This window comes from Nocardia sp. 852002-51101_SCH5132738, from assembly GCF_001665695.1.
GTDB lineage: Bacteria > Actinomycetota > Actinomycetes > Mycobacteriales > Mycobacteriaceae > Nocardia > Nocardia nova.
In genome coordinates, this window is the sequence record NZ_LZML01000094.1 from 35,640 (window position 1) to 57,071 (window position 21,432).

Annotated in this window: 17 protein-coding genes; 10 read left to right on the top strand and 7 right to left on the bottom strand. The window is 69.1% G+C overall.

What is annotated here, in order from left to right; all coding sequences use genetic code 11:
- Positions 1-148: 148 nt before the first annotated feature.
- The 3 genes from A5789_RS12450 (at position 149) to ppc (ending at position 6,940) form a co-directional block, all read left to right on the top strand.
- Positions 149-1,381 carry an acetoin utilization protein AcuC gene (locus A5789_RS12450; protein WP_064905018.1) on the top strand — a complete coding sequence of 411 codons (1,233 nt, stop codon included), beginning with the start codon at positions 149-151 and terminating at the stop codon, positions 1,379-1,381.
- On the top strand, positions 1,374-4,073 hold the full coding sequence (locus tag A5789_RS12455) for a bifunctional GNAT family N-acetyltransferase/acetate--CoA ligase family protein (RefSeq protein ID WP_064905016.1): 2,700 nt from the start codon (positions 1,374-1,376) through the stop codon (positions 4,071-4,073). The genes A5789_RS12450 and A5789_RS12455 overlap by 8 nt, the downstream gene beginning before the upstream one ends.
- Before the next feature lie 80 nt (positions 4,074-4,153).
- A complete protein-coding gene (gene ppc / locus A5789_RS12460; RefSeq protein ID WP_082940668.1) occupies positions 4,154-6,940 on the top strand; it encodes a phosphoenolpyruvate carboxylase in 2,787 nt (928 codons plus the stop codon).
- Between the two features lie 196 nt (positions 6,941-7,136).
- Here ppc and A5789_RS12465 read toward each other — a convergent pair whose 3' ends face one another.
- From A5789_RS12465 to A5789_RS37800, 3 genes are all read right to left on the bottom strand, one after another.
- Entirely contained in the window at positions 7,137-8,105 is a 969-nt protein-coding gene (locus A5789_RS12465; RefSeq protein WP_030517242.1) for a sigma-70 family RNA polymerase sigma factor, read from the bottom strand.
- Between the two features lie 123 nt (positions 8,106-8,228).
- Entirely contained in the window at positions 8,229-9,815 is a 1,587-nt protein-coding gene (locus tag A5789_RS12470; protein WP_082940669.1) for a methyltransferase, read from the bottom strand.
- Between the two features lie 66 nt (positions 9,816-9,881).
- The gene (locus tag A5789_RS37800) at positions 9,882-10,238 is read right to left on the bottom strand and encodes a DUF3099 domain-containing protein (protein WP_051756799.1); all 357 of its coding nucleotides are present in this window, start codon (positions 10,236-10,238) and stop codon (positions 9,882-9,884) included.
- Between the two features lie 337 nt (positions 10,239-10,575).
- On the opposite strand from A5789_RS37800, the gene A5789_RS12480 reads away from it, so the two are divergent.
- Together A5789_RS12480 and A5789_RS12485 are read left to right on the top strand one after the other, a co-directional pair.
- Positions 10,576-10,809: a DUF3039 domain-containing protein gene (locus tag A5789_RS12480; protein WP_030517239.1), complete on the top strand. Its 234-nt coding sequence runs from the start codon at positions 10,576-10,578 to the stop codon at positions 10,807-10,809.
- A gap of 122 nt (positions 10,810-10,931) precedes the next feature.
- Positions 10,932-11,966, top strand: a complete 1,035-nt coding sequence (locus tag A5789_RS12485; protein WP_064905012.1) for a PHB depolymerase family esterase — start codon at positions 10,932-10,934, stop codon at positions 11,964-11,966.
- A 75-nt stretch (positions 11,967-12,041) separates the two neighbouring features.
- Here the strand turns inward: A5789_RS12485 and A5789_RS12490 are convergent, their stop codons facing one another.
- Positions 12,042-13,181, bottom strand: coding sequence for a YihY/virulence factor BrkB family protein (locus tag A5789_RS12490; RefSeq protein WP_227462847.1), 1,140 nt, complete (start codon positions 13,179-13,181; stop codon positions 12,042-12,044).
- Positions 13,182-13,432: 251 nt separating this feature from the next.
- Here A5789_RS12490 and A5789_RS12495 point away from each other — a divergent pair, with 251 nt between their 5' ends.
- On the top strand, positions 13,433-15,154 hold the full coding sequence (locus A5789_RS12495) for a DEAD/DEAH box helicase (RefSeq protein WP_227462841.1): 1,722 nt from the start codon (positions 13,433-13,435) through the stop codon (positions 15,152-15,154).
- 65 nt (positions 15,155-15,219) lie between these two features.
- Here the strand turns inward: A5789_RS12495 and A5789_RS12500 are convergent, their stop codons facing one another.
- Entirely contained in the window at positions 15,220-15,834 is a 615-nt protein-coding gene (locus tag A5789_RS12500) for a TetR/AcrR family transcriptional regulator (protein ID WP_063019149.1), read from the bottom strand.
- 101 nt (positions 15,835-15,935) lie between these two features.
- Between A5789_RS12500 and A5789_RS12505 the strand changes: the two genes are divergently transcribed.
- Complete coding sequence (locus tag A5789_RS12505; protein WP_063019147.1) at positions 15,936-16,673, top strand: SDR family oxidoreductase; 738 nt, start codon at positions 15,936-15,938, stop codon at positions 16,671-16,673.
- Between the two features lie 565 nt (positions 16,674-17,238).
- On the opposite strand, the gene A5789_RS12510 is transcribed toward A5789_RS12505, so the two are convergent.
- A complete protein-coding gene (locus A5789_RS12510; protein ID WP_231953357.1) occupies positions 17,239-18,927 on the bottom strand; it encodes a DEAD/DEAH box helicase in 1,689 nt (562 codons plus the stop codon).
- A 149-nt stretch (positions 18,928-19,076) separates the two neighbouring features.
- Here A5789_RS12510 and A5789_RS12515 point away from each other — a divergent pair, with 149 nt between their 5' ends.
- Complete coding sequence (locus A5789_RS12515; protein WP_063019143.1) at positions 19,077-19,847, top strand: TetR/AcrR family transcriptional regulator; 771 nt, start codon at positions 19,077-19,079, stop codon at positions 19,845-19,847.
- A gap of 81 nt (positions 19,848-19,928) precedes the next feature.
- Here the strand turns inward: A5789_RS12515 and A5789_RS12520 are convergent, their stop codons facing one another.
- A complete protein-coding gene (locus A5789_RS12520; RefSeq protein WP_030517230.1) occupies positions 19,929-20,123 on the bottom strand; it encodes a hypothetical protein in 195 nt (64 codons plus the stop codon).
- Between the two features lie 433 nt (positions 20,124-20,556).
- Here A5789_RS12520 and A5789_RS12525 point away from each other — a divergent pair, with 433 nt between their 5' ends.
- Together A5789_RS12525 and A5789_RS12530 are read left to right on the top strand one after the other, a co-directional pair.
- Positions 20,557-20,931, top strand: coding sequence for a DUF952 domain-containing protein (locus tag A5789_RS12525; protein WP_064905007.1), 375 nt, complete (start codon positions 20,557-20,559; stop codon positions 20,929-20,931).
- A 15-nt stretch (positions 20,932-20,946) separates the two neighbouring features.
- Complete coding sequence (locus A5789_RS12530; protein ID WP_030517228.1) at positions 20,947-21,429, top strand: cation:proton antiporter regulatory subunit; 483 nt, start codon at positions 20,947-20,949, stop codon at positions 21,427-21,429.
- The last annotated feature ends 3 nt before the right edge of the window (positions 21,430-21,432 follow it).

Genomic DNA, 21,432 nt, shown 5'->3' on the forward strand with positions numbered 1-21,432 from the left:
CGACCGGATGCGCGCGGGCGACAGGCGCGCCCGGTGTCGTCTTGCATTTCTACTGCATGACAACGACAACTCGGGTGGTCTGCTTCCCGTGTCCCCGGCCGTGCGAGCAACGCCACGGCGACGGGCCGCGGTGGGCTAGCGTGACGGTATGGCAGACGACGCCGCCGTGGTGTGGACCGACCGCTTCCTGGACTACACCTGGACCCCGGAGCACCCGATGAAACCGGCCCGGCTCCGATTCACGATGGCACTCGCGCGCAGTCTCGGATTGCTCGACGGCATCGAAACCCTCGCGCCCGGTCCCGCCGGCGACGGTGAGCTGCTGCGCATCCACACCGCCGCCTATCTCGACGCGGTGCGTCACGCCGTTCCCGCACCGCCGGGCACCACACCGCCGGCCGCGCCCCCGCACGGGCTGGGGTCGATGGACAATCCCGTCTTCCCTCATATGCACGAGGCGGCCTCGGTGATCGTCGGCGGAACCCTTGCCGCCGCCCGGGAAATCGCGGCCGGCCGCACCCGGCGGGCGGTGAGCATCGGGGGTGGTATGCATCACGCGATGCCCGACGCGGCATCGGGGTTCTGCGTCTACAACGATGTGGCGGTGGCCATTTCGTGGCTGCTGGACAACGGATTCGACCGCATCGCCTACGTCGACGTCGACGTGCACCACGGCGACGGCGTGCAGCGCGCCTTCTACGACGACCCTCGCGTGCTGACGATTTCGCTGCATCAGCATCCGGCGACGCTGTGGCCCAACACGGGCTGGCCCGAGGAGATCGGCGCGGGCCCGGCCGAAGGCACCGCGATCAACCTGGCCGTCCTGCCCGGTACCCGGGATGCGCAGTGGCTGCGCGGATTTCACGCCGTGGTGCCCGGAGCGCTGGCCGCGTTCAGGCCGCAGCTGGTGGTCAGTCAGTGCGGAGTCGACAGCCATCGCGAAGACCCCCTCGCCGACCTCGAACTCACCGTCGACGGCCAGCGCGCGGCGTTTCGCGCCATGCGTGAACTCGCGGATCGATATGCCGAAGGGCGCTGGCTGGCCGTGGGCGGCGGCGGCTACGGGGTGGTCCGGGTGGTGCCGCGAGCGTGGACCCATCTTCTGGCGATAGCACTGGATCGGGAGATCGATCCGGAGACCGTCATCCCCGAGGAGTGGCGTGAGCTGGTGCGCGCCTATGCCCCGACCGTGCCGGCGCCGGTCACGATGGGCGACGGTGGCGACACCGCGTTCACCCCGTGGGAGGGGCCGGGCGGTGTGCTCGACACCGGCGACGCCCGTATCGACCGCGTGCAGCGCGCGATCGACACCTCGGTGCTCGCCACCCGCCGCGCGACCTACGGATTGCTGGGCCTGGACCCGGAGGACCCCCGTGACTGAATCATCCGCCACCACACCGGACGCCGAGAACACTCCCGCCGATCCGCCGCCGCCTCCGCAGCATTGGTTCGCCGACGTGCTCGCCGCCGACGGCGGTGTGGTCCGGCTGCGCCCGATCACCCCCGCCGATGCGGAGCCGATGCAGGCCTTCCACGCGGCGTTGTCCGATCGCACCCGCTATCTGCGTTATTTCGGTCCCTATCCGCGGATGACACCGAAGGATCTGTACCGCACCACCCACGTGGACTACCACAATCGGGTGGGGCTGGTCGTCGAGCTGGGGTCGGTGATCATCGCGGTCGGCCGCTACGAACTGCTCACCGATCGCGAAGGCCCCCGCGCGGCCGAGGTGGCGTTCGTCGTCGCCGACGAGCATCAGGGCCGCGGGCTGGGGTCGATTCTGCTCGAGCATCTGGCCGGTGCGGCCGCCGAGAACGACATCGAGACCTTCGTCGCCGAGGTGCTCGCCGAGAACCACACCATGGTCACGGTTTTCCGGGAGGCCGGATACCAGGTGCAGCGCAGTCGCGACGGGTCGGTGTTGCACCTCGAATTCGCCATCGACCCCACCGAAGCGCTGCTGTCGGTGCGGGATTCGCGGGAGCGGGCCTCGGAGGCGCGCAGTGTCGGCAATCTGCTGGCCCCGCGGTCGATCGCGGTCATCGGCGCCACCCCGGCGGCGAGCCGGGTCGGCGGGGCGGTGCTGGCGAATCTGCTGTCCGGCGTGTTCCAGGGCCCGGTGTACCCGGTGAATCCGAACCGGAACTCCGTCCGCGGTGTGCGCGCCTACCCGACCGTGCACGACATCCCCGACGAACTGGATCTGGCGGTGGTCGCCGTACCGGCCGAGGAGATCAAATCCGTCCTCGACGACTGTATGGCCAAGGGGGTCAAAGGCCTGGTCGTGCTGACCGCCGGATTCTCCGAAACCGGGCCGGCCGGCTATCACGCCGAACGCGATCTGGTCGATGCCGCGCGCGGCCACGGCATGCGGGTGGTGGGCCCGAGTGCGCTCGGTATCGCCAACACCGATCCGGCGGTCTCGCTGAACGCCACGCTGGCGCCGGTCCTGCCGGGTCGCGGCCGAGTCGGATTTTTCTGCCAGTCCGGGCCGCTGGGTGCGGCCATCCTGGGTGAGGCGGCCGCGCGCAAGCTCGGCCTGTCGACCTTCGTCTCGGCGGGCAATCGCGCCGATGTCTCCGGCAACGACCTGCTGCAGTACTGGGACACCGATCCCGACACCGACGTCGTACTGCTGTATCTGGAGACGTTCGGCAATCCGCGCAAGTTCTCCCGCATCGCGCGCCGGGTGGCCCGCACCAAGTCGGTGGTGGCGGTGAGTAGCGGCCGCAACGCCGCCAACGTGCCGGTCAGCGGTCTGGAACGGTCGGTGGAACGCGATCTGTTCGCTCAGGCCGGAATCGTGCAGGTCGATGCGATCGCCGAACTGTTCGACTGCGCCATGCTGCTGGCGTATCAGCCGCTGCCCGGCGGTCCGCGGCTCGCGGTGATCGGCAACAGCGCGGCTCTGGGCTGGTTGGCGGTGGACGCGGCGCGCGGGGAGGGACTGGAGGTGGGGGAGCCGACCGATCTGGGGCCGCAGGCAGAACCCGCCGACTACCTGACTGCCGTCGCGAGTGCGATGGATTCCGCCGAGGTCGACGCCGTCATCGTCATCTTCGCGCCGCCGGTACCGGCGGCGGTCACCGCCTTCGCCGAGGCGATCCGGGCCGGCGCGCAGGATGCGGTCAAACCCGTGCTCACCACGTTCGTCGCCGATCACGGAATGCCGAACCTGCTCACCGTGCGCGGTGCCGGCGGCATCGTCGACCGCGGTTCCATTCCGTCCTACCCGGATCCGGAACGCGCGGCGCGGGCGCTGGCCCGGGTGCGGCGGTACGCGGCGTGGCGGACGCGTCCGGCCTCCCTGGTGGTACGGCCGGACGGTCTCGAGGTCGTGCGGGCGCGAGAGCTGGTGGAGCAGTGGATGTCTCGCAGTCCCGACGGGGAGTGGCTCGGTGACCTGGAGGCCGCGGAACTGCTCGCCTGCTACGGCATTCGCGTGGTGGAATTCCGGGAAGCCCACGACCCCGAGGCCGCGGTCGCGGCGGCCGCGGAATTGGGATATCCCGTCGCCGCCAAGGCCACCGGCGAAATGTGGCGCAGCCGGCCCGATTTCACCGGTGTCCGCCTCGATCTGTGGCGCGACACCGCGGTCCGGCGTGCTTATACCGATCTGGCGGAGCTGACCGGCAACGCGGTCGTCCACATCCAGAAGATGGCCACCAAGGGGGTGGGGTGTGTGCTGCGGGTCCAGGACGATCCCTCGTTCGGATCCGTCATCGGATTCGGCCTCTCGGGAACCATCATCGACCTGCTCGGCGACCGCGCCTACCGGGCGCTGCCGCTGACCGAGGCCGAGGCGGTGGAACTGATCGACGCGCCGCGCGCCGCCCCGCTGCTCGACGGGCAGGCCGGATCGGGTCGCACGATCGGCGAGCCGGTGGACAAGAAGGCGTTGGCCGCACTGGCACAACGCATTTCGGCGCTGTGCGACGATCTGCCGGAGGTGCGGGAATTGTCGGTGGAACCGGTGCTGGCCTCACCGGAGGGCGCCGCGATCCTGTACGCGCGGGTGCGGATCGGGCCGGAGCCGAGCCGCTTCGACAACGGGCCGCGCCGCCTGGTGTGAGCCGTCGCGTGCCCGGTCCGCCATACCGCCGTGACCAGCGCCACCGCGGCCGGTCGGGCGACATGGTCGATACTGGCCGTATGCGCGAAGATCAGATCGAGAGCGCTACGGCGCCCCTGCGGGACGATATTCGGTTTCTCGGCGCGATCCTGGGCGAGACCATTCACGATCACGAAGGCCCCGAGGTGTTCGACCTCGTCGAACGGGTGCGGGTCGAGGCCTTCAGGGTGCGGCGGTCGGAAGTGGAACGCAGCGCGGTCGCGGAGATGCTGCGCGATACCGAGTTGCGGGTGGCGATCCCGCTGATCCGGGCGTTCAGCCATTTCCTGCTGCTGGCGAATCTCGCCGAGGACCTGCAGCGCGACCGCCGCCGCGCGGTCCACGTCGCCGCCGGTGAGCCACCGCAGGAATCCAGCCTGGCCGCGACCTATCGGGCTCTCGACCACGCCCGCGTCGACGGCGCGGTCGCCGCGGAGGTGCTCGACGACGCGCTGGTCTCGCCGGTGATCACCGCTCATCCCACCGAAACGCGGCGCCGTACCGTCTTCGACGTCCAGGCCCGCATCACCGAACTGATGCGGCGGCGGGCGCGCTATCGCGAGGACGAACCCGAATACGCGGCGATCGACCACGACATCCGCCGCCAGATCCTCACCCTGTGGCGCACCGCGCTGATCCGCCTCGCGCGGTTGCGGATCTCCGACGAGATCGAGGTCGGATTGCGCTACTACGACCTCACCCTGCTCGAGGTGATTCCGCGCATCAACGCCGGGGTGCGCGAGGCGCTGCGGGCGCGGTGGCCCGGATACGATCTGCTCGCCCGGCCGATCCTGCGGCCCGGTTCCTGGATCGGCGGCGACCGCGACGGCAACCCGAACGTGACGGGCGAGGTGGTGGAACGCGCCACCCGCCGGGCCGCCACGGTGATCTTCGGCCACTATCTGAAAGAGCTTGTCGCGCTGGAGAAGTCGCTGTCGCAGTCGATTCGGCTGGTCGCGATCACCCCGGAGCTGGCCCGGCTGGCCGATGCCGCGGGCGACGATTCACCGCAGCGCGCCGACGAACCGTATCGTCGCGCGATCCGCGGCATCCGGCTTCGGGTGGCCGCGACCGCGCAGCGCGCCCTCGGCTCGGCGGCCGAATTCCCCTCGGTACTCGAACTGCCGGGTGAGCAGCTCGCCCGCGTCGCTCCGTACGAGGGCCCGGCGCAGCTGCTGGACGAGCTGAACACCATCGACGCCTCCATGCGCGAATCCGGTGACGGCCTGCTGGCCGACGACCGCTTGGCCGCACTGCGCGGAGCGGTGGAGACGTTCGGATTCCACCTGCAGGGCTTGGACATGCGCCAGAACTCGGAGGTGCACGAGCAGGTCGTGGCCGAACTGCTGGCGTGGTCGGGAGTGCACCCGGATTACGGCAGCCTCTCCGAACCGGAGCGTGTCGAGCTGCTGGCACAGGAATTGAGTACGCGCCGCCCGCTGCTGGGCCCGCACGCCCGGCTCAGCGAACTCGCCACCAAGGAATTGGGTGTGGTTCGTGCGGCCCGGGCCGCGATCGACGCGCTGGGGCCCGATACCGTGCCCAACTACATCATCAGTATGTGCACCTCGGTCAGCGACATGCTCGAGGCGGCGCTGCTGTTGAAAGAGGCGGGAATTCTCGACCCCGGCGACGAACAGACTCCACCCCACTCCCCGGTCGGGGTGGTTCCGCTGTTCGAGACGATCGACGATCTGCGCGGTGGTGCGGCGACTTTGGCCGCGGCACTGGAGGTTCCGGCGTACCGCCGGCTGGTCGCCGCCCGCGCGATGGCGCAGGAGGTGATGCTCGGCTATTCCGACTCCAACAAGGACGGCGGATATCTGGCGGCGAACTGGGCGTTGTACCGCGCCGAACTGGATCTGGTGGAAACCGCGCGCAAGACCGGAATTCGGTTGCGGCTGTTCCACGGCCGGGGCGGGACTGTCGGCCGCGGCGGCGGCCGCAGCTACGACGCGATCCTCGCCCAGCCGGTGGGCGCGGTGCGTGGTTCGCTGCGCCTGACCGAACAGGGTGAGGTGATCTCCACCAAGTACGCCGAATCCGGTTCGGCCCACCGCAATCTGGAATCGCTGGTCGCCGGAACGCTGGAATCGTCACTGCTGGATGTCGAGGGGTTGGGGTCCGGCGCCGAGGCGGCCTACGAAGTCTTCGAGGAGCTCGCGGACGCGGCGCGCGAGGTCTACGCGCGGCTGGTGCACCGGACGCCCGGCTTCGTCGACTACTTCCGGGCTTCCACGCCGATCGCGGAGGTCGCCGACCTCAATCTCGGCAGCCGGCCGGCCTCGCGCAAGCCCACCAATTCGGTGTCGGACCTGCGGGCCATTCCCTGGGTGATGGCGTGGAGCCAGTCGCGGGTGATGCTGCCGGGCTGGTACGGCACCGGCAGCGCCATCCAGGAGTGGGCCGGTACGGATTCCGAGCGCTGGGATACCCTGCGCGATCTGTATCGGCGGTGGCCGTTCTTCCGCACCGTGATGTCCAATCTGGCGCAGGTGATGGCCAAGGCGGATATGGATATCGCCGCCAGCTACGCGGAACTGGTCGAGGATGCGACGTTGCGCGCCACCATCTTCGGCATGATCCGCGACGAGTTCGACCGCACCGTGCAGGTGCACGCGGCGATCACCGGCAGCGATCAGTTGCTCTCGGACAATCCCGCGCTGGCCGAATCCATTCGTAATCGCTTCCCGTATCTGGAACCGCTGAACCAGATGCAGGTAGATCTGCTGCGGCGCAGGCGCGCCGGGGACGAATCGGAATTGGTCGAGCGCGGCATCCTGCTCACCATGAACGGCCTGGCCACCGCCCTGCGCAATTCGGGATAACCGGCCGATTCGCCCGCGGCCGCAAGGGGATTCGCACACAGAGTCAGGGCGGATCGATACAGCACGCCGGCCGACGGATGTGCCCCGGAGGGGGAAAGGGCACACCGGCGTCGGCCGGCGCAGCGGAGGTGACCACGCTATCCGGTCACCGGGATGGTGCTGGGCCGGATTCCGGGCGGCCCAGCGTCTGTGTGACCTAGCTGGCGTAGGCGCGCAGGCGGTCCGCCCGCTCACCCTTGCGGAGCTTGGCCATGACTTCGCGCTCGATCTGGCGCACGCGCTCACGCGAGAGACCGAACAGTTTGCCGATCTGGTCGAGAGTGCGCGGCTGGCCGTCGTCGAGGCCGAAGCGCAGCCGGATGACCTGCTGTTCGCGCTCGTCCAGGGTGGCCAGCACACTGCGCACGTCGCGGTGCATAAGCCCGGCGATGACGGCGCTCTCCGCGGAGGTCGCCTCCGAATCCTCGATGAAGTCGCCCAGCGGGGCTTCCTCGTCGTTGCCGACCGGCATGTCCAGGCTCACCGGGTCGCGGCTGTGGTCGAGCAGATCGGCGATCTTCTCCACCGGAATACCCGACTCGGCCGACAGTTCCTCGTCACTGGCCTCGCGGCCGAGCTGCTGATGCAGTTCCCGCTTGATCCGGGCGAGCTTGTTGACCTGTTCCACCAGATGCACGGGGAGGCGGATGGTGCGGCTCTGATCGGCCATACCGCGGGTGATGGCCTGACGGATCCACCAGGTGGCGTAGGTGGAGAACTTGAATCCCTTGGCGTAGTCGAACTTCTCCATCGCGCGGATCAGTCCCAGGTTGCCTTCCTGGATCAGGTCCAGCAGCGGCATGCCGCGGCCGGTGTAGCGCTTGGCCAGCGATACGACCAGGCGGAGGTTGGCCTCCAGCAGATGCTGGCGGGCGGCCTGGCCGTCGCGGACCAGGATCGCCAGATCCCGCTTGCGGGTCGCCGAGAGCCGCTTGCCGGTCTCCAACAGGTGTTGGGCATAGAGGCCCGCCTCGATGCGCTTGGCCAATTCGACCTCGTCGGCGGCCGTGAGCAGCGCGGTCTTACCGATCCCGTTCAGGTACACGCGTACCAGGTCGGCTGCGGGGCTCTGGGCGTCGAGGTCCGAATCGATGGCGCGCACTCCAGTGGTGGCGGGGCTTGTCATGACTTGCCTCCTGTCGGTGGTGTCTCACTCCGAACAACGGACCCGACACTGGGAAAGTTCCCCGCCTTGGCGCCGATAAACCGTGCTGAGCTGCGGCTTTCACATCCTCCGTCTGAGAAGTTCTTAAGAAGGGAACTCCGGGAACAGGGGGGAGGACGCGGGCGCGCGCCCGGCGTCGGTTGCGGTCGCGTCGAGTTCTTCCGGTGTGATCAGTCCGTGCCGGACCAGTCCGGTGACCGCCGACAACGCGTCGGCTCGGAATTGCGGTGTTGCGGTGTCGCCGGTGTGGCCGATCGCGAGCAATTCGACCAGTTCTTCCAACGGCAGTCCGCCGGGCCGCATTCCCGCGAGCAGCGCCGCCAGAGTGTCGTCGATCTCGTGCTGCCAGCGCGGACCGTCACCCCGATGCAGCCGGACCACGCGCTCCTGCCAGCCCTCGGCGCCCGGCAGCAGGACGCGTTCGAGCGCCGTCGCGGCGTCGACGGTGAACCGCGCACGCCAGGCGACATCGTTGTCCGCCAGGACCGTGCGCAGCCACGCCGAGCGGCGGAAGTAGGCCGGTGCCTCCGCGCCGAGCGGGTCGTCGAAACCATGGGTGAGATCCTCGGCGAGCACTTCGGTCGGCCCGTCGATCGCGCGCAGATAGACGAAGCCGAAACCGATACCCTCCACCTTCGCCGCATCGAAGGCGGCCAGCCACTGTTCGGCCCGCTGCTGGGCCTCGGGATCGCGCGGATCGAGGCCGGCATCGCGCAGCCACGTGCCGACATACAGCGCCGGATCGGCCACATCGCGCTGCACGATCCAGGCGTCGACCCCGTGGTCGGGCAGCCAGCTCGCCACCCGGGTCCGCCAGTCGGCACCGCCGGCGTGCACCCAGGAGGCGAGCATCGCCGCGGTGCCGCCCGGATTCAGCATCCCGGGCGCCTGGGAGACGACCAGTTCGCTGGCGCCGTCCAGGGCCAGCCCCGAATCGCGGTAGGTGTGCTCGATCCGGGCCGGCCCGACCACGAACGGAGGATTGGCCACCACCTGATCGAAGCGGCGCCCGGCCACCGGCTCGAACCACGAGCCTTCGGCGAATTCGATCTCCAGGTCGTTGAGCGCGGCGGTCGCCTCGGCCAGCCACAGCGCCCGGCTGCTGACGTCGGTGCCGGTCACCGTCTTCGCATAGCCCGCGGCGTGCACCGCCTGCACACCGCAGCCGGTGCCGAGATCCAGGACCGATCCGACGGGTTCGGTCGGTGTGGCGCGTAGCAGCGACAGCGACGCCTGTCCCACGCCCAGGACGTGGTCGGCGCTGAGTGTGCGGCGCCGCATCGAGTCGTCGAGATCCGACAGTACCCAGCGGGTGCCCGATCCCAGGTCAAGTGGGCGCAGGTCCAGGGCGGCGCGGATCGAGTCACCGTCGCGCTCGAGCAGACCGGCGGCGACGGCTCGGTCGAGGTCGAGCGGCGCGAAGGCCGCGGCCACCTCCCGTTCGGGCAGGGCGTCACCGAGCAGCAGCAGCCGGATCAGCGTGCCGAGTTCACCGGCCTCGCGCGCGGCCCGGCGCACCGGTACCGGTTCGGAGCGCCCCAGAGCGGTGTGGGCGTCGGCGCCGATGGCCTCGAGCACGGTGTCGGCGTCGTAGCGGACCCGGGTCAGCGCGGTGCGCAGCGCGGGTGCGAGGGCGGTGAGCAGGGAGGCGGTGGTCCGGTCGGCAGGCACACGAGAACTCTGCCACCTGATACGAGGTGCCGTACTCGCCGGGTCCGGGCAGGTCGCCCGCGTCGTTCAGCCGTCGATGGACCGATGCTGTCCCGATTCGAGCGCTTTCGCCGCCCGGCGCTCGTCCCAGCGGCTGGGCTCGTCCTTGCTGCGCGGCGGCCGGTCGTTCGCGATGAGGACGGCGATCCAGGGCAGCGGGATGGAGACGCCGATGATGGCCAGGGAGATCAGCGCGTTGCTCCACAGGCCGTAGGCCGCCGCCGCCAGCACCAGGCAGGGAATGCGGAAGCCCATCAGGATCATGTAGCGCTTGACGCGGGCGCGGTGCTGCTGCTCCAGGGAGGGCGCGGCCTCGGTGATCAACACCGGATGCTTGTCCTCCCCGGGGAAATATCCGGTCGAGGCGCGGGTGGGCCGGGGGATCGAACCGGGAGGCCGGCGCTCGAACGTCGCGCCCGATGGCCGCGGATCGTCCGCCGGCACCGAAACCTCCGGGCCCTCGGCGGCGTTCGCGGAGCCGCTGGGCTCGGCCGCGCGTGCGTCCTCGCGCTCCGAACCGACCCGTCCGGGGCCCGACGTCCGGGACTCGGGCGGTAGGTCGGAGGAGTCGCCGTCACGCTGCATACGTCGAGTCTTCCACTCCGCATGATCGAATGCACACGCGCCTTCGGCCGCGCGAGCACCGCCGGGCCGCGGGGTATTCGATGAGGTTGGCGACACCCGCTCACCACCCTCGCGTGGCGATGGCAGAATCGATGGGGTGAGCACCGACACCCTGGTTCGTCCGGATACGACCACCGACGAGACGACCGACAGCGATACTCCGAAATTCTTCCACTACGTGAAGAAGGACAAGATCGCCGAAAGTGCCGTCATGGGTACCCATGTGGTGGCGCTGTGCGGCGAAGTGTTCCCGGTGACGCGCTCGGCCAAGCCCGGCTCGCCGGTCTGCCCGGACTGCAAGCGCATCTACGAAATGATGAAGAAGGACTGAGCCGCAGCAGCGACCGAGCGGCCGCTTGCGGCTGTCTCCTCCGTCTGCGCCCACGCCCGTCCCGCTTGTGTGATCATTGTTCTCTCTGACGAGAACAATGTTTTCCGCGAGGTGGGCACTACATGAAAATCGCGACGTCCCGGTGGTTGCGCACCGTCTCCTGCCTCGTGGCGGCACTCGTGACGGCTGACGCCTTCTCGACCGCGACCACCGCCCAGGCCGGCGAACCTGCGAACGTCGCGGCGCGGCCGTCGCCGGGATGTTCGGCGCCGCATCCCACCGGCACCTCGAACGAGAGTTTCGCGGGGGCCGGGAAATCCGGGACCTACCTTCTCGACGTCCCCGCCGCCACCGCACCGCTGCCGCTGGTCGTCGATCTGCACGGCTATCTGGAACCGGCCGCACTCGAGTACGCTGGCACCGGCCTGGGTTCCTTCGGCATGGCGAACGGATTCGCGACGGTCACGCCGCAGCTGGACGAATCCGGTGTGCCGCGATGGGATTTCGGTGAGCACAGCGCCGATATCGCCTACCTGTCCGAATTGCTGACCCACGTCGAGGCCACCCGGTGCGTGGACGAACGCCGCGTCTATGTGACCGGGCTGTCGATGGGGGCCTTCACCACCTCGTCGCTGGCATGTCAGCTCGCGGATCGCATCGCCGCGGTGGCGCCGGTGGCCGGACTGCAGGACTTCGCGTGGTGCGATCCGGCTCGGGCCGTCCCGATGGTCGCCTTCCACGGCACCGAGGATCCGATCGTCGCCTATACGGGCGGTGTCGGTCCCAATGCGAAATATCTGCCCTCGGCCGACGGAACCGGGTCGGCTCAGCGCGGCGATACGCGGCCGAGCGGTGTCGATGGACCCGGACCGGCGAGCATCCCCGATCAGGCGGCGGCGTGGGCGCGGCGCGAAGGATGCGGAACGCAACCGGACCGGCAGCAGGTCACCCCCGACGTCGTGCGCTACACCTATCCGTGCCCGGAGCAGACGGCCGTGCAGTTGTACGCGGTACTAGGCGGCGGGCACACGTGGCCGGGCACCGCGTCGGTGATCTCGCCGGAACCGCTGGTCGGCCGTACTACGACGGCGATCAGCGCGAACCGGATCATCTGGGACTTCTTCCGCGACCATCCGTTGCCCGGCGCCGGGAAGTAGGCGACGCGTCGAACGGCACCCAGCGAGCGGGCCGGCTGCCGGCATCCGTCGACGGCTCGATCGTCTCCGGTGCGGTTAGCCGGCGGGGCGGATCCGGCCGCGATCGAGGACGGTCGGTGGGCGGGTGTCGGCGCGGTGGGCGGAACCACCGGCGGGGTCGTCGGACTGCCCGGTCGTCGGCGAGGCTTCCGAATGCTGCGCGTGTTGCGGCTTCGCGGTTCCCGGGTCATCGGGCTGCGTCCACGGCAGATCGGCGGGTGGCTCGGCGTCGCCGCGCACGGTCTCGTTCTCGTCGTGGTGTCCGTCGTGCCGGTGCTTGCGCCGGGCCCACCACTGTTTGAACTGTTCGAACCGGGTCGCGCGGGCCGGCCAGAACTCCTGCACGGTGGCGTTGAATTCCGCGCCCAGGATCACCGCGAAGGCCAGGAAGAACGTGAAGAGCAGGAAGGCGATCGGCGTCGCGAGAGCCCCGTAACTGACGCCGGCGCGCGCCGCGTAGGTCAGGTAGCGGCGCAGGATGTCGCTGGCCGCCATGAAGAAGATGCCGGCCACCAGCGCTCCCCCGAAGAGCCGATGCCACGGCAGCGACCGGTGCAGGGCCAGCTTGTACAACGTGGTCAAGCCGACGATGAGCAGCAGTCCGGCCGCCGGATAGTAGAAGGTGTCGATCAGGCGTAATCCGGGTTCGCGCCAGTCCGGCGGCAGCGTGCGGCCGATCAGGGTCGGGCCCAACGCCACCAGCGGCAGCACGAACACGGCCGCCACCAGGAACAGCAGATACAACCCGAGCGCGAAGATGCGCTGCCAGACCGGATGGCGGGCATCGGCCTGCCCGTGTGCGGCGACGATGGAATCGACGAAGGTCGCCATGGCCGAGGACCCCGCCCACAGCGACAGCACGAATCCCACCGAGACCACCGCCCCGCGGCCACGCTGCAGTACGTCGCGCACGGTCGGCGCGATCATCTCGTCGACGACGTTGGCGCTGAACAGATTGCGGCTGAAGCTGACGATCTTGCCCTCGACGATGTGGACGGTGTCGGGGCCGAACAGGCCGCCGACGTAACCGATACAACCCAGCAGTCCGAGCAGCAGCGGCGCCAGCGACAGGGTCTGCCAGAACGCGGCGGCGGCCGATTTGGCGAAGATCGAATCGCTCCACGCCTTGTCGGCGACCCGTGCGATCACCTGCCAGATGCGCCGGAGCACGGCCATGACTCGGCCGCGCAGCCGCTGCCAGGAGCGCGCCGCGCCGGAGGTCGAGGCCGGTCGGTCGGAACACATCGTGAGTACAGCATTGCCCACCGGTGGCCCGACGGCAGCAACAGGAGGTGAACGTGTCGTAAGTGTTCTGCCGCACAGGCCCGCGGTGATCTGCGAGGTGAGCCGGGCCGCCGCCGGATTCGTGGCGGATGAGGTGGTGTCGAATTGGCTAGGTGTCGGTGCCGGTCGCTACTGTCTGTCGAGTGACTTCGGGTGGTGGCGGTTCGTTACGAGCATGGCAGCGCAGGGCACTCACCAGATATCTGACGACCAAACCACGTGACTTCCTGGCCGTGGCCACGCCCGGGGCGGGTAAGACCACGTTCGCGCTGCGGCTGGCGACCGAACTGCTCACCGACCGCACCGTCGACCAGGTCACCGTGGTCGCGCCGACCGAACATCTCAAGCACCAGTGGTCGGCGGCGGCGGCGCGGATCGGCATCCAGCTGGATTCGAACTTCTCCAACAGCACCGGAGGCACCTCCGGCGATTTCCACGGCGTCGTGGTCACCTACGCCCAGGTCGCCTCGCATCCGTTCAAGCATCGGGTGCGGACCGAGAATCGCCGGACGCTGGTGATTCTCGACGAGATCCACCATGCGGGTGACGCCAAGAGCTGGGGTGATGCGGTAGCCGAGGCGTTCGGCGACGCCACCCGCCGCTTGGCGCTGACCGGTACCCCCTTCCGCAGTGACGATTCGCAGATTCCGTTCGTCAACTACGAACCGGACGAATCCGGATTTCCGCGGTCGAGTGCCGACTACACCTACGGCTATTCCGAGGCCCTGGCCGACGGCGTCGTGCGGCCGGTGGTCTTCCTCGCCTATTCCGGTGAGGCGCAATGGCGCGACAGCGCGGGGGAGGAGTACTCCGCCCGGCTGGGCGAGCCGCTGAGCGCCGAACAGACCGCGCGCGCCTGGCGCACGGCCCTCGATCCGGCCGGCGACTGGATGTCGAAGGTGCTGACCGCCGCCGACACCCGGCTGCGGCAGTTGCGCGCCACCGGCATGCCCGACGCGGGCGGCCTGGTGATCGCGACCGATCAGGAGAAGGCCCGCGATTACGCCGAACTGCTGGAACATATTTCGGGCAGCAAACCGGCGGTGGTCCTTTCCGACGACCCCACCTCCTCCCAGCGCATCGGGGAGTTCAGCAACACCACCGACCCGTGGATGGTCGCGGTGCGCATGGTGTCCGAAGGTGTGGACGTGCCGCGCCTGGCCGTCGGCGTCTACGCCACCAGCGCCTCGACTCCGCTGTATTTCGCCCAGGCCATCGGCCGTTTCGTGCGTGCGCGCCGGACCGGGGAGACTGCGAGCGTCTTCCTGCCGTCGGTGCCGGTGCTGCTCGATCTGGCCGCCCAGCTCGAGGTGCAGCGCGACCACGTCATCGGCAAACCGCATCGGGAGAAGGACGCCCTCGACGACGAACTGCTGATCGACGCCAACAAGCAGAAGGACGAACCGGGCGAGGAGGAACGCGCCTTCGTCGCGCTGGCGGCCGATGCCGAACTGGATCAGGTGATCTACGACGGCGACTCGTTCGGTACCGCGACGTTCTCCGGTAGCGACGAGGAGGCCGACTACCTCGGCATTCCGGGCCTGCTGGACGCCGATCAGATGCGCGCGCTGCTGCGCGACCGCCAGACCCGCCAGATCCGCGAACGCAGCGCCGCTGTCTCGGTGGCCGAGGCGCCCGATGCCGGCCCGTCCGCGGCGGCCGCGGCCGAACGCGTCGCGACCGCCGATCGGCTGGGGGAGTTGCGGCGCGAACTCAACTCGCTGGTCGCCATGCATCATCACCGCACCGGTAAGCCGCACGGGGTGATCCACGGCGAGCTGCGGCGCGAATGCGGCGGGCCGCCGACAGCGCTGGCGACCGCCGATCAGCTGTCCCAGCGCATCGCGGCACTGCGGCGCATGTAGTCGCAGCTGCGTCGGGGTGGCGAAAAGTCCTGGCCCGCAGCGTTTTCCGAAACGGACCGGGTGCTTCAGCGCTGTTCGGCGGGGGCCGATTCCGGCCAGACTTGCAGCGCCCGGTCGATGGTCCGGCCGAGCCGGTGCAGGTCCACGCCGTCACCGGCCTGCACCGACAGTCCGAACAGCACGGCGGTGTAGAAATCGGCGAGACCGTCGATGTCGGTGTCGGCCGGCAGATCCCCGTCGTGGATGCCGCGCTCGAGGCGCTGCCGCACCGCTTCGGTGGTGTGGCGACGGCGTTCGGCGAGCAGATCCCGGACGGCGCCGTGGCGCGGGCCCGCCGTATTGCCCGCGACCACCACCAGACATCCGCGCGGTGTGGCGGGGTCGCAGTAGGCGGCCGCGTTGTCGCGCAGCATCGCCTCGACGGCCGCGCGCGCGGTCGGCGCGGTCGCGAGCGCGCGGGCGGTGTATCCGCCTTCGGTGCGGCCGTAGAGTTCGACGGCTTCGCGGAACAGTTGCTCCTTACATCCGAAGGCGGCGTACAGACTGGGGGAATTGATCCCCATCGCGGACGTCAGATCGCTCATCGCGGCGCCTTCGTAGCCGTGTTCCCAGAACACTTCCATGGCGCGCCGCAGCGCGATGTCGCGATCGAATCCGCGCGGTCGTCCGCGTTCGGCCATCGAATCCTCTTTCTGTGTCGATCACTAAATATATCTCTTGACGACCGTCAGCCGAGCTGCTTGTCTATTTCTGTATTGATCGACACAGAATTGGAGTGCAGATGAGCGAGTCGACCACCGTGGCTCTCGTGACCGGAGGAAGCCGGGGCATCGGCGCCGCGATCGCGCGGCGCCTGGCCGCCGACGGCATGGATGTGGCGCTGACCTACCGAGGCGCGGCCCAGGCGGCCGAGGCGGTAGCCGCCGATATCCGGGGTCTCGGGCGGCGCGCGATCGCGGTGCAGGCCGACAGTGCCGATGCCGCGCAGGTCGTCGCGGCGGTCCATCGCACCGCCGCGGAACTGGGTGGCGTCGACATCCTGGTCAACAACGCGGGCATCTTCCCGGCCAAGCCGTTCACCGATTTCACCGTTGCCGAGATCGACGAGGCGCTGCACATCCACGCCCGGGCCGCTTTCGTCGCGGCACAGACCGCACTGGCGTACATGGATCGCGGCGGGCGCATCATCAGCATCGGGTCGAACCTGTCCGAACGCGCGTTGTTCGAGGGTTTGACGCTCTACAACCTCAGCAAATCCGCACTGAACGGATTCACTCGAGCGCTCGCGCGAGAACTGGGCCCGCGCGGGATCACGGTCAACCTGGTACAGCCGGGCTCGACCGACACCGATATGAATCCGGCCGCGTCGTCGCACGCCGAGAACCAGCTACGGCATTCGGCGCTCGGCCGCTTCGGCGAGGCCGACGACGTGGCGGGTGTCGTCGCATTCCTCGCCGGCCCGTCCGGCGCCCGCCTGACCGGTGCGACCCTCACCGTCGACGGCGGCACCAACGCGTGACATCCTGTCGTGCGCGCCGGTGAAAAACGTTGCGGGGTCTAGAGAATCGAGCGAGGTCCACCGCGCGGGCGGGACGTCCGCCGCGCCGGTCTCCTCCGCGCCGCCGGACCGGTAGCCCTGCAGATCCAAGGACAGCCAGGGGTTCTCGTCCACGGCTCGGGCGAGGGCGTAGCAGCCGGCCAGCAGGTGCAGGCAGCGTGGGTTGCGGGCCGAACAGGAGCAGTCGGTCGCAGCGAGCCGCGGTATCGGAGCCAAGCCGGCGGCGGTGAGGGTGGCGTGCACCTCATCGGTGAGCTGGACCAGCTGCGCGGGGATGTGCTCGGCCATGGCGCTCACCACGGACGCCGGCAGCGGTGCGATCTCCAGCAGCGTCACCGATGCCTGCCCGCCACGGTGGATGTGCGCCGAGACCGTGGTGCCGTCGATTGTCAGGTGAACGCCGCCGTTGCGGGCGATGCTGCGTGCGCGGGGCAGCAGCGGCTCGGGACGTGCCGTCCGGATCGGCTCCGCCAGCCGCACCCAGCCCATACCCCACGGCGTGTAACCGAATTCGTTGTCGGGCATGTCAATTGCCTCGCTTCCGGCGCAGTACGGCGAGCAAGTGGTCGTCGTCCAACCGGGCCAGCCGGGCGACCGCCGAACGTCCGTCGCCGGCGCCGAGTCCGGCCAGCGCTGATTTGCGATCGTGCATACCGGCGATATGTTCCTCGACGGTGGTGGCGCTGGTCAGTGTGGTGATCGTGACCGGGCGGGTCTGCCCGATGCGGTGCGCGCGGTCCGAGGCCTGCGCCTCGACCGCGGGATTCCACCAGCGGTCGAAGTGCACCACGTCCGCGGCGCGGGTCAGGGTCAGGCCGGTCCCGGCGGCCCGCAGGCTCAATATCAGGATCGGCGGGCCGTCGGCGCTCTGGAAAGCGGTGACGATCGCATCGCGCTCGCTCTGCGACAGACCGCCGTGGAACATCGGCGCCTCGACTCCGAATCGCTCGGCGCAGTGGCGTGCCAGCAACTCCCCGGTGCGCCGGTATTGGGTGAAAACCAGTGTCGGGCAATCCAGTTCGAGGTTGTTGGCGAGGATATCGAAGCAGACGTCGAACTTTCCGCTGCGGCCGGTGAGTTCGTCGAGATCGCCGGTGACCAGCCCGGGATGGTTGCACACCTGCTTCAGGGCGGTCAGCGCGGCCAATACGCGCGCGTTGCGTTCGGCGCCCACGCCGAATCCGTCGGCCTCGGCGCGGCCGAGCAGCTCGTCGTAGAGACGCTGTTGTTCCGCGGTCAGATCGCAGACCAGGTCGGTGTGGATCTTCGGCGGCAAGGTCGCGGCCACCTGAATCTTGCGGCGGGCCAGCACGATCGGCTCGATGGTGTCGTGCAGCCGCTGCACGGCCGCGGTGGAACCCTCCTCGATGGGACGGACGAAGCGCCGCCGGAACTGCGCCTTGTGGGTGAACGCCGCGGGTGTGACCAGATTGAGCAGCGCCCACAGTTCGTCGAGATGGTTCTCCACGGGCGTGCCGGTCAGGGCGACCCGCGCTCGCGCGGACACGGCGCGCGCGGCGCGCGAGACCTGCGTGCGGGGATTCTTCAGCACTTGCGCCTCGTCGAATATCGCGGTGGCCCAATCGATATCGGCCAGTGCCGGTCCGTGGCCGCGCAGCGTCGGATATCCGGTGACGAGCACCGCATCGGGTCCGGGCTCGCCGAGTTCGCCGCCGCGCCAGGCGAGTGGGCGCAGTCCGGGCGCGAAGCGAGTGATCTCGTGGATCCAGTTGCCGACCAGCGAGGTCGGACAGACCACGAGTTGCGGGCCGGACTCGGCGTGTCCGAGGAGAAAGCCGATGGCCTGCACGGTCTTTCCCAGTCCCATCTCGTCGGCGAGCACCGCGCCGCCGTGGTCGGCGGTCGTCCGGTGCAGCCAGGAGATCCCGCGCGCCTGATAGGGCCGCAACCGCGCACGGAGTGGTTCGCGCAACGCCCGCGCGATGTCCTCGGTCTCGCGGTAGGCCCGCACCGCCCGGTCGGCGGAGACGATCGCGGTCGCCGCGGCATTGGGTACGGCGTGGGCGGCGGCGGGTAACAGCTCCGGCCCGCCGGCCTCTCGTGCGACGCGCTGCCAGGCCGACAGTGACGAACCGGCGCGGGCCACGTCGACCGCGCCGAGCTGATCGGCGTCGACGACGGCGCAGGTGACCTCGCTCACTCCGATCGTGGTGCCGTCGGGATCCGGGAGGGCGAGCCGGACGGTATCGCGCACACCGGGCGGCGGAGCTTCGGTCGCCGCGGCGCCCCAGTGCCACAGGGCGAACGCATGGCGGTCGGGCAGATAGGTGGCGTGTGTCGTGTGCAGAGGACCCTCGCTTATCTACGTATAGTGTACGGAGTATTATAACCCCGTACAGTGTAATGAGATTTCCGAGGAGTGTTGTGGCTCAGAAATCCGCCTCCGACCGGGCGCGGCAGGTGATCGCCCTGCTGTGGCGCCGCGAACTTCCGGCCCGTCCGGGGATGCGCGGGCCGAAGCAGACGGTCGAGGTGGACGAGGTGATTCGCACCGCGATCCGGATCGCCGACCGCGACGGTTACAGCGCGGTATCCATCCGAGCGGTGGCGACGGCGCTCGGGCTGGGGCCGATGAGTCTCTATACCTACGTCCCCGACAAGCAGGCGCTGATCATCGCGATGGTCGACTGGGTGGCCGGCGAGGACACGCCGCTCGACCCGGCCGCGCCCCTGCGCGAGCGTCTGGCGGCCATTGCTCGCGGTGTCCGCGCGGAACTGCTCACCCACCCGTGGCTACTGGAGGTACCGCCGTGGCGGCTGGATCTGGGTCCGGGGCGGATGCGACGTTACGAACGGCAGTTGAGCGCGCTGGAAGGGGCGGGGCTGTCCGATGTCGACATGGACCGGACCATTGCCGCGCTGTCGGATTTCGCGACCGGCAATGCTCGCACGGCGGTCGCGGCCCGGCGCGGCGCCGAGGAGATGAGCGATGCGCGCTGGTGGGAGGCGTACGGGCCGGTGCTCACCGAGGCCATGACGGGGCAGTCGTTTCCGCTCGCGGAGCGGGTGGGCGCCGCGGTAGGGGAGCAGTATCAGGCGCCCGGAGATCCGGACGGCGCCTTCGAGTACGGACTGGCCCGCCTGCTGGACGGGCTGACATCCCGGCACCTGTGATCGGAGGTTCTGTGATCCGAGACACGAAAAAGGGCGGCCCGGAGGCCGCCCTTGGCTGACAGGGGACGTGAGGAGCCGGCCTTACAGTGCCGGTGCCGACTCGGTATCGATGACTGCCTCCAGTTCGCGCAGGCGCTCCATGTGCTCGTTCGCGTGGTGCTGGCAGAAGAGCAACTCGCCACCGGCGGGAAGTGTCGCGCGCACGCGCGCGGCCGCACCGCAGCGGTCGCAACGATCGACCGCAGTCAGTGGGGTGCTTGTCAGTGTTCCTGGCATGACTCCTCCGTCCTGGCTCCCGGCGCAGAAAGCCGTTTGCCTGGTGTGGGGCCCGCGGTCCCTTCCGCGGGCTCGCTACCGCTACTTCCCAGCAGTGGCTGATGACTACTCTGTCAGACGTTCGGGACGGGGGCTTTGTTCCCGAAGATGTTTGTATGTGTTTTCCCTAACATGACCAGGTATTTCGCTGTGGGCGAACACCATGACCATCCTTGGGAACCTCGGTTCACCACCTGTGGTTCAACACTTCGGAAAAAGGCCGATCCAGTTGTCTGCTCGCAGATTACCCGCGCCCACCGACAATCAACCGCTCAATCAAACGTCCGCTTCGTTCCGTTCGGCGGGTCGCGCGCGCCACGCTGGGTATGGTGCAGCCGTGACTGCCGACAACGTTGCCCCCGCCGCCTCGAATACCGAAAACACCAACGGGCGCATGCTGGTTCATCTCTGTACGCCCGCGGAGTGGGAGCAGGCGCAGCGAATCGGCGAACGGGTGGCACCCTCGCTCGAGGCCGAGGGGTTCCTTCATCTGTCCGCACCGCATCAGGTGCATCTGCCGGCGAACCGGTTGTTCGCCGGGTGCGACGATATGCTGCTGCTCTGGGTCGACGTCACCCGCCTGAGCGCGCCGCTGCGCTGGGAGCCGGGCGTGGCCGACGACCCGGGTTCGATGCGCTTTCCGCACCTCTACGGCCCGCTTCCCGTCACGGCGGTGGTGCGCACCAGTTACTATGGCCCTGATGAAAAAGGGACATTTCCGGCACTCACCGCGGATCCGGCTCAGTGGCCGGCTTCTCGAAGTGCTTGATCTAGGCTGGATTTCGTGAACGTCGATGTGACACAGCTGCCCGGAATTGGCGTCCGTAAGGACTTCGAGGCGCGGTCCGGGCGCCGGATCGGAGTTGTCGCGCATCGTGACGGTGGTATCGATCTCATCGTCTCCAAGCACGACGATCCCGACGACTGCGCCGCCCAGGTGCCGCTGACCGTCGACGAGGCGGCCGTACTCGCCAATCTGCTGGGCGCACCGCAGCTCGTGGAGAAGCTCAAGGACGATCATCGCGATCTGCCGGGCATCACCACCCGCCAGCTCCCGATCGGTGACGAATCGCCGTATTCGGGGCGTGCGCTCGGCGACACCCGCATGCGCACCCGCACCAAGGCGTCGATCGTCGCCGTGATGCGGGCCGGGCAGATCTACCCCTCGCCCGGTCCGGACTTCGTGCTCGTGGCGGGCGACCTGCTGGTCGTGGTCGGAACCCCGCAGGGCCTCGACGAGGCGCTCGAGATTCTGACCGGCGGGTGAGCC

Excerpts from the sequence above, each read along its gene's own strand:
- A5789_RS12450 (WP_064905018.1), top strand. The coding sequence starts at position 149 with ATGGCAGACGACGCCGCCGTGGTGTGGACCGACCGCTTCCTGGACTAC.
- ppc (WP_082940668.1), top strand. The coding sequence starts at position 4,154 with ATGCGCGAAGATCAGATCGAGAGCGCTACGGCGCCCCTGCGGGACGAT.
- A5789_RS12465 (WP_030517242.1), bottom strand. The coding sequence starts at position 8,105 with ATGACAAGCCCCGCCACCACTGGAGTGCGCGCCATCGATTCGGACCTC.
- A5789_RS12485 (WP_064905012.1), top strand. The coding sequence starts at position 10,932 with ATGAAAATCGCGACGTCCCGGTGGTTGCGCACCGTCTCCTGCCTCGTG.
- A5789_RS12490 (WP_227462847.1), bottom strand. The coding sequence starts at position 13,181 with ATGGCCGTGCTCCGGCGCATCTGGCAGGTGATCGCACGGGTCGCCGAC.
- A5789_RS12500 (WP_063019149.1), bottom strand. The coding sequence starts at position 15,834 with ATGGCCGAACGCGGACGACCGCGCGGATTCGATCGCGACATCGCGCTG.
- A5789_RS12505 (WP_063019147.1), top strand. The coding sequence starts at position 15,936 with ATGAGCGAGTCGACCACCGTGGCTCTCGTGACCGGAGGAAGCCGGGGC.
- A5789_RS12515 (WP_063019143.1), top strand. The coding sequence starts at position 19,077 with ATGAGATTTCCGAGGAGTGTTGTGGCTCAGAAATCCGCCTCCGACCGG.
- A5789_RS12520 (WP_030517230.1), bottom strand. The coding sequence starts at position 20,123 with ATGCCAGGAACACTGACAAGCACCCCACTGACTGCGGTCGATCGTTGC.
- A5789_RS12525 (WP_064905007.1), top strand. The coding sequence starts at position 20,557 with ATGCTGGTTCATCTCTGTACGCCCGCGGAGTGGGAGCAGGCGCAGCGA.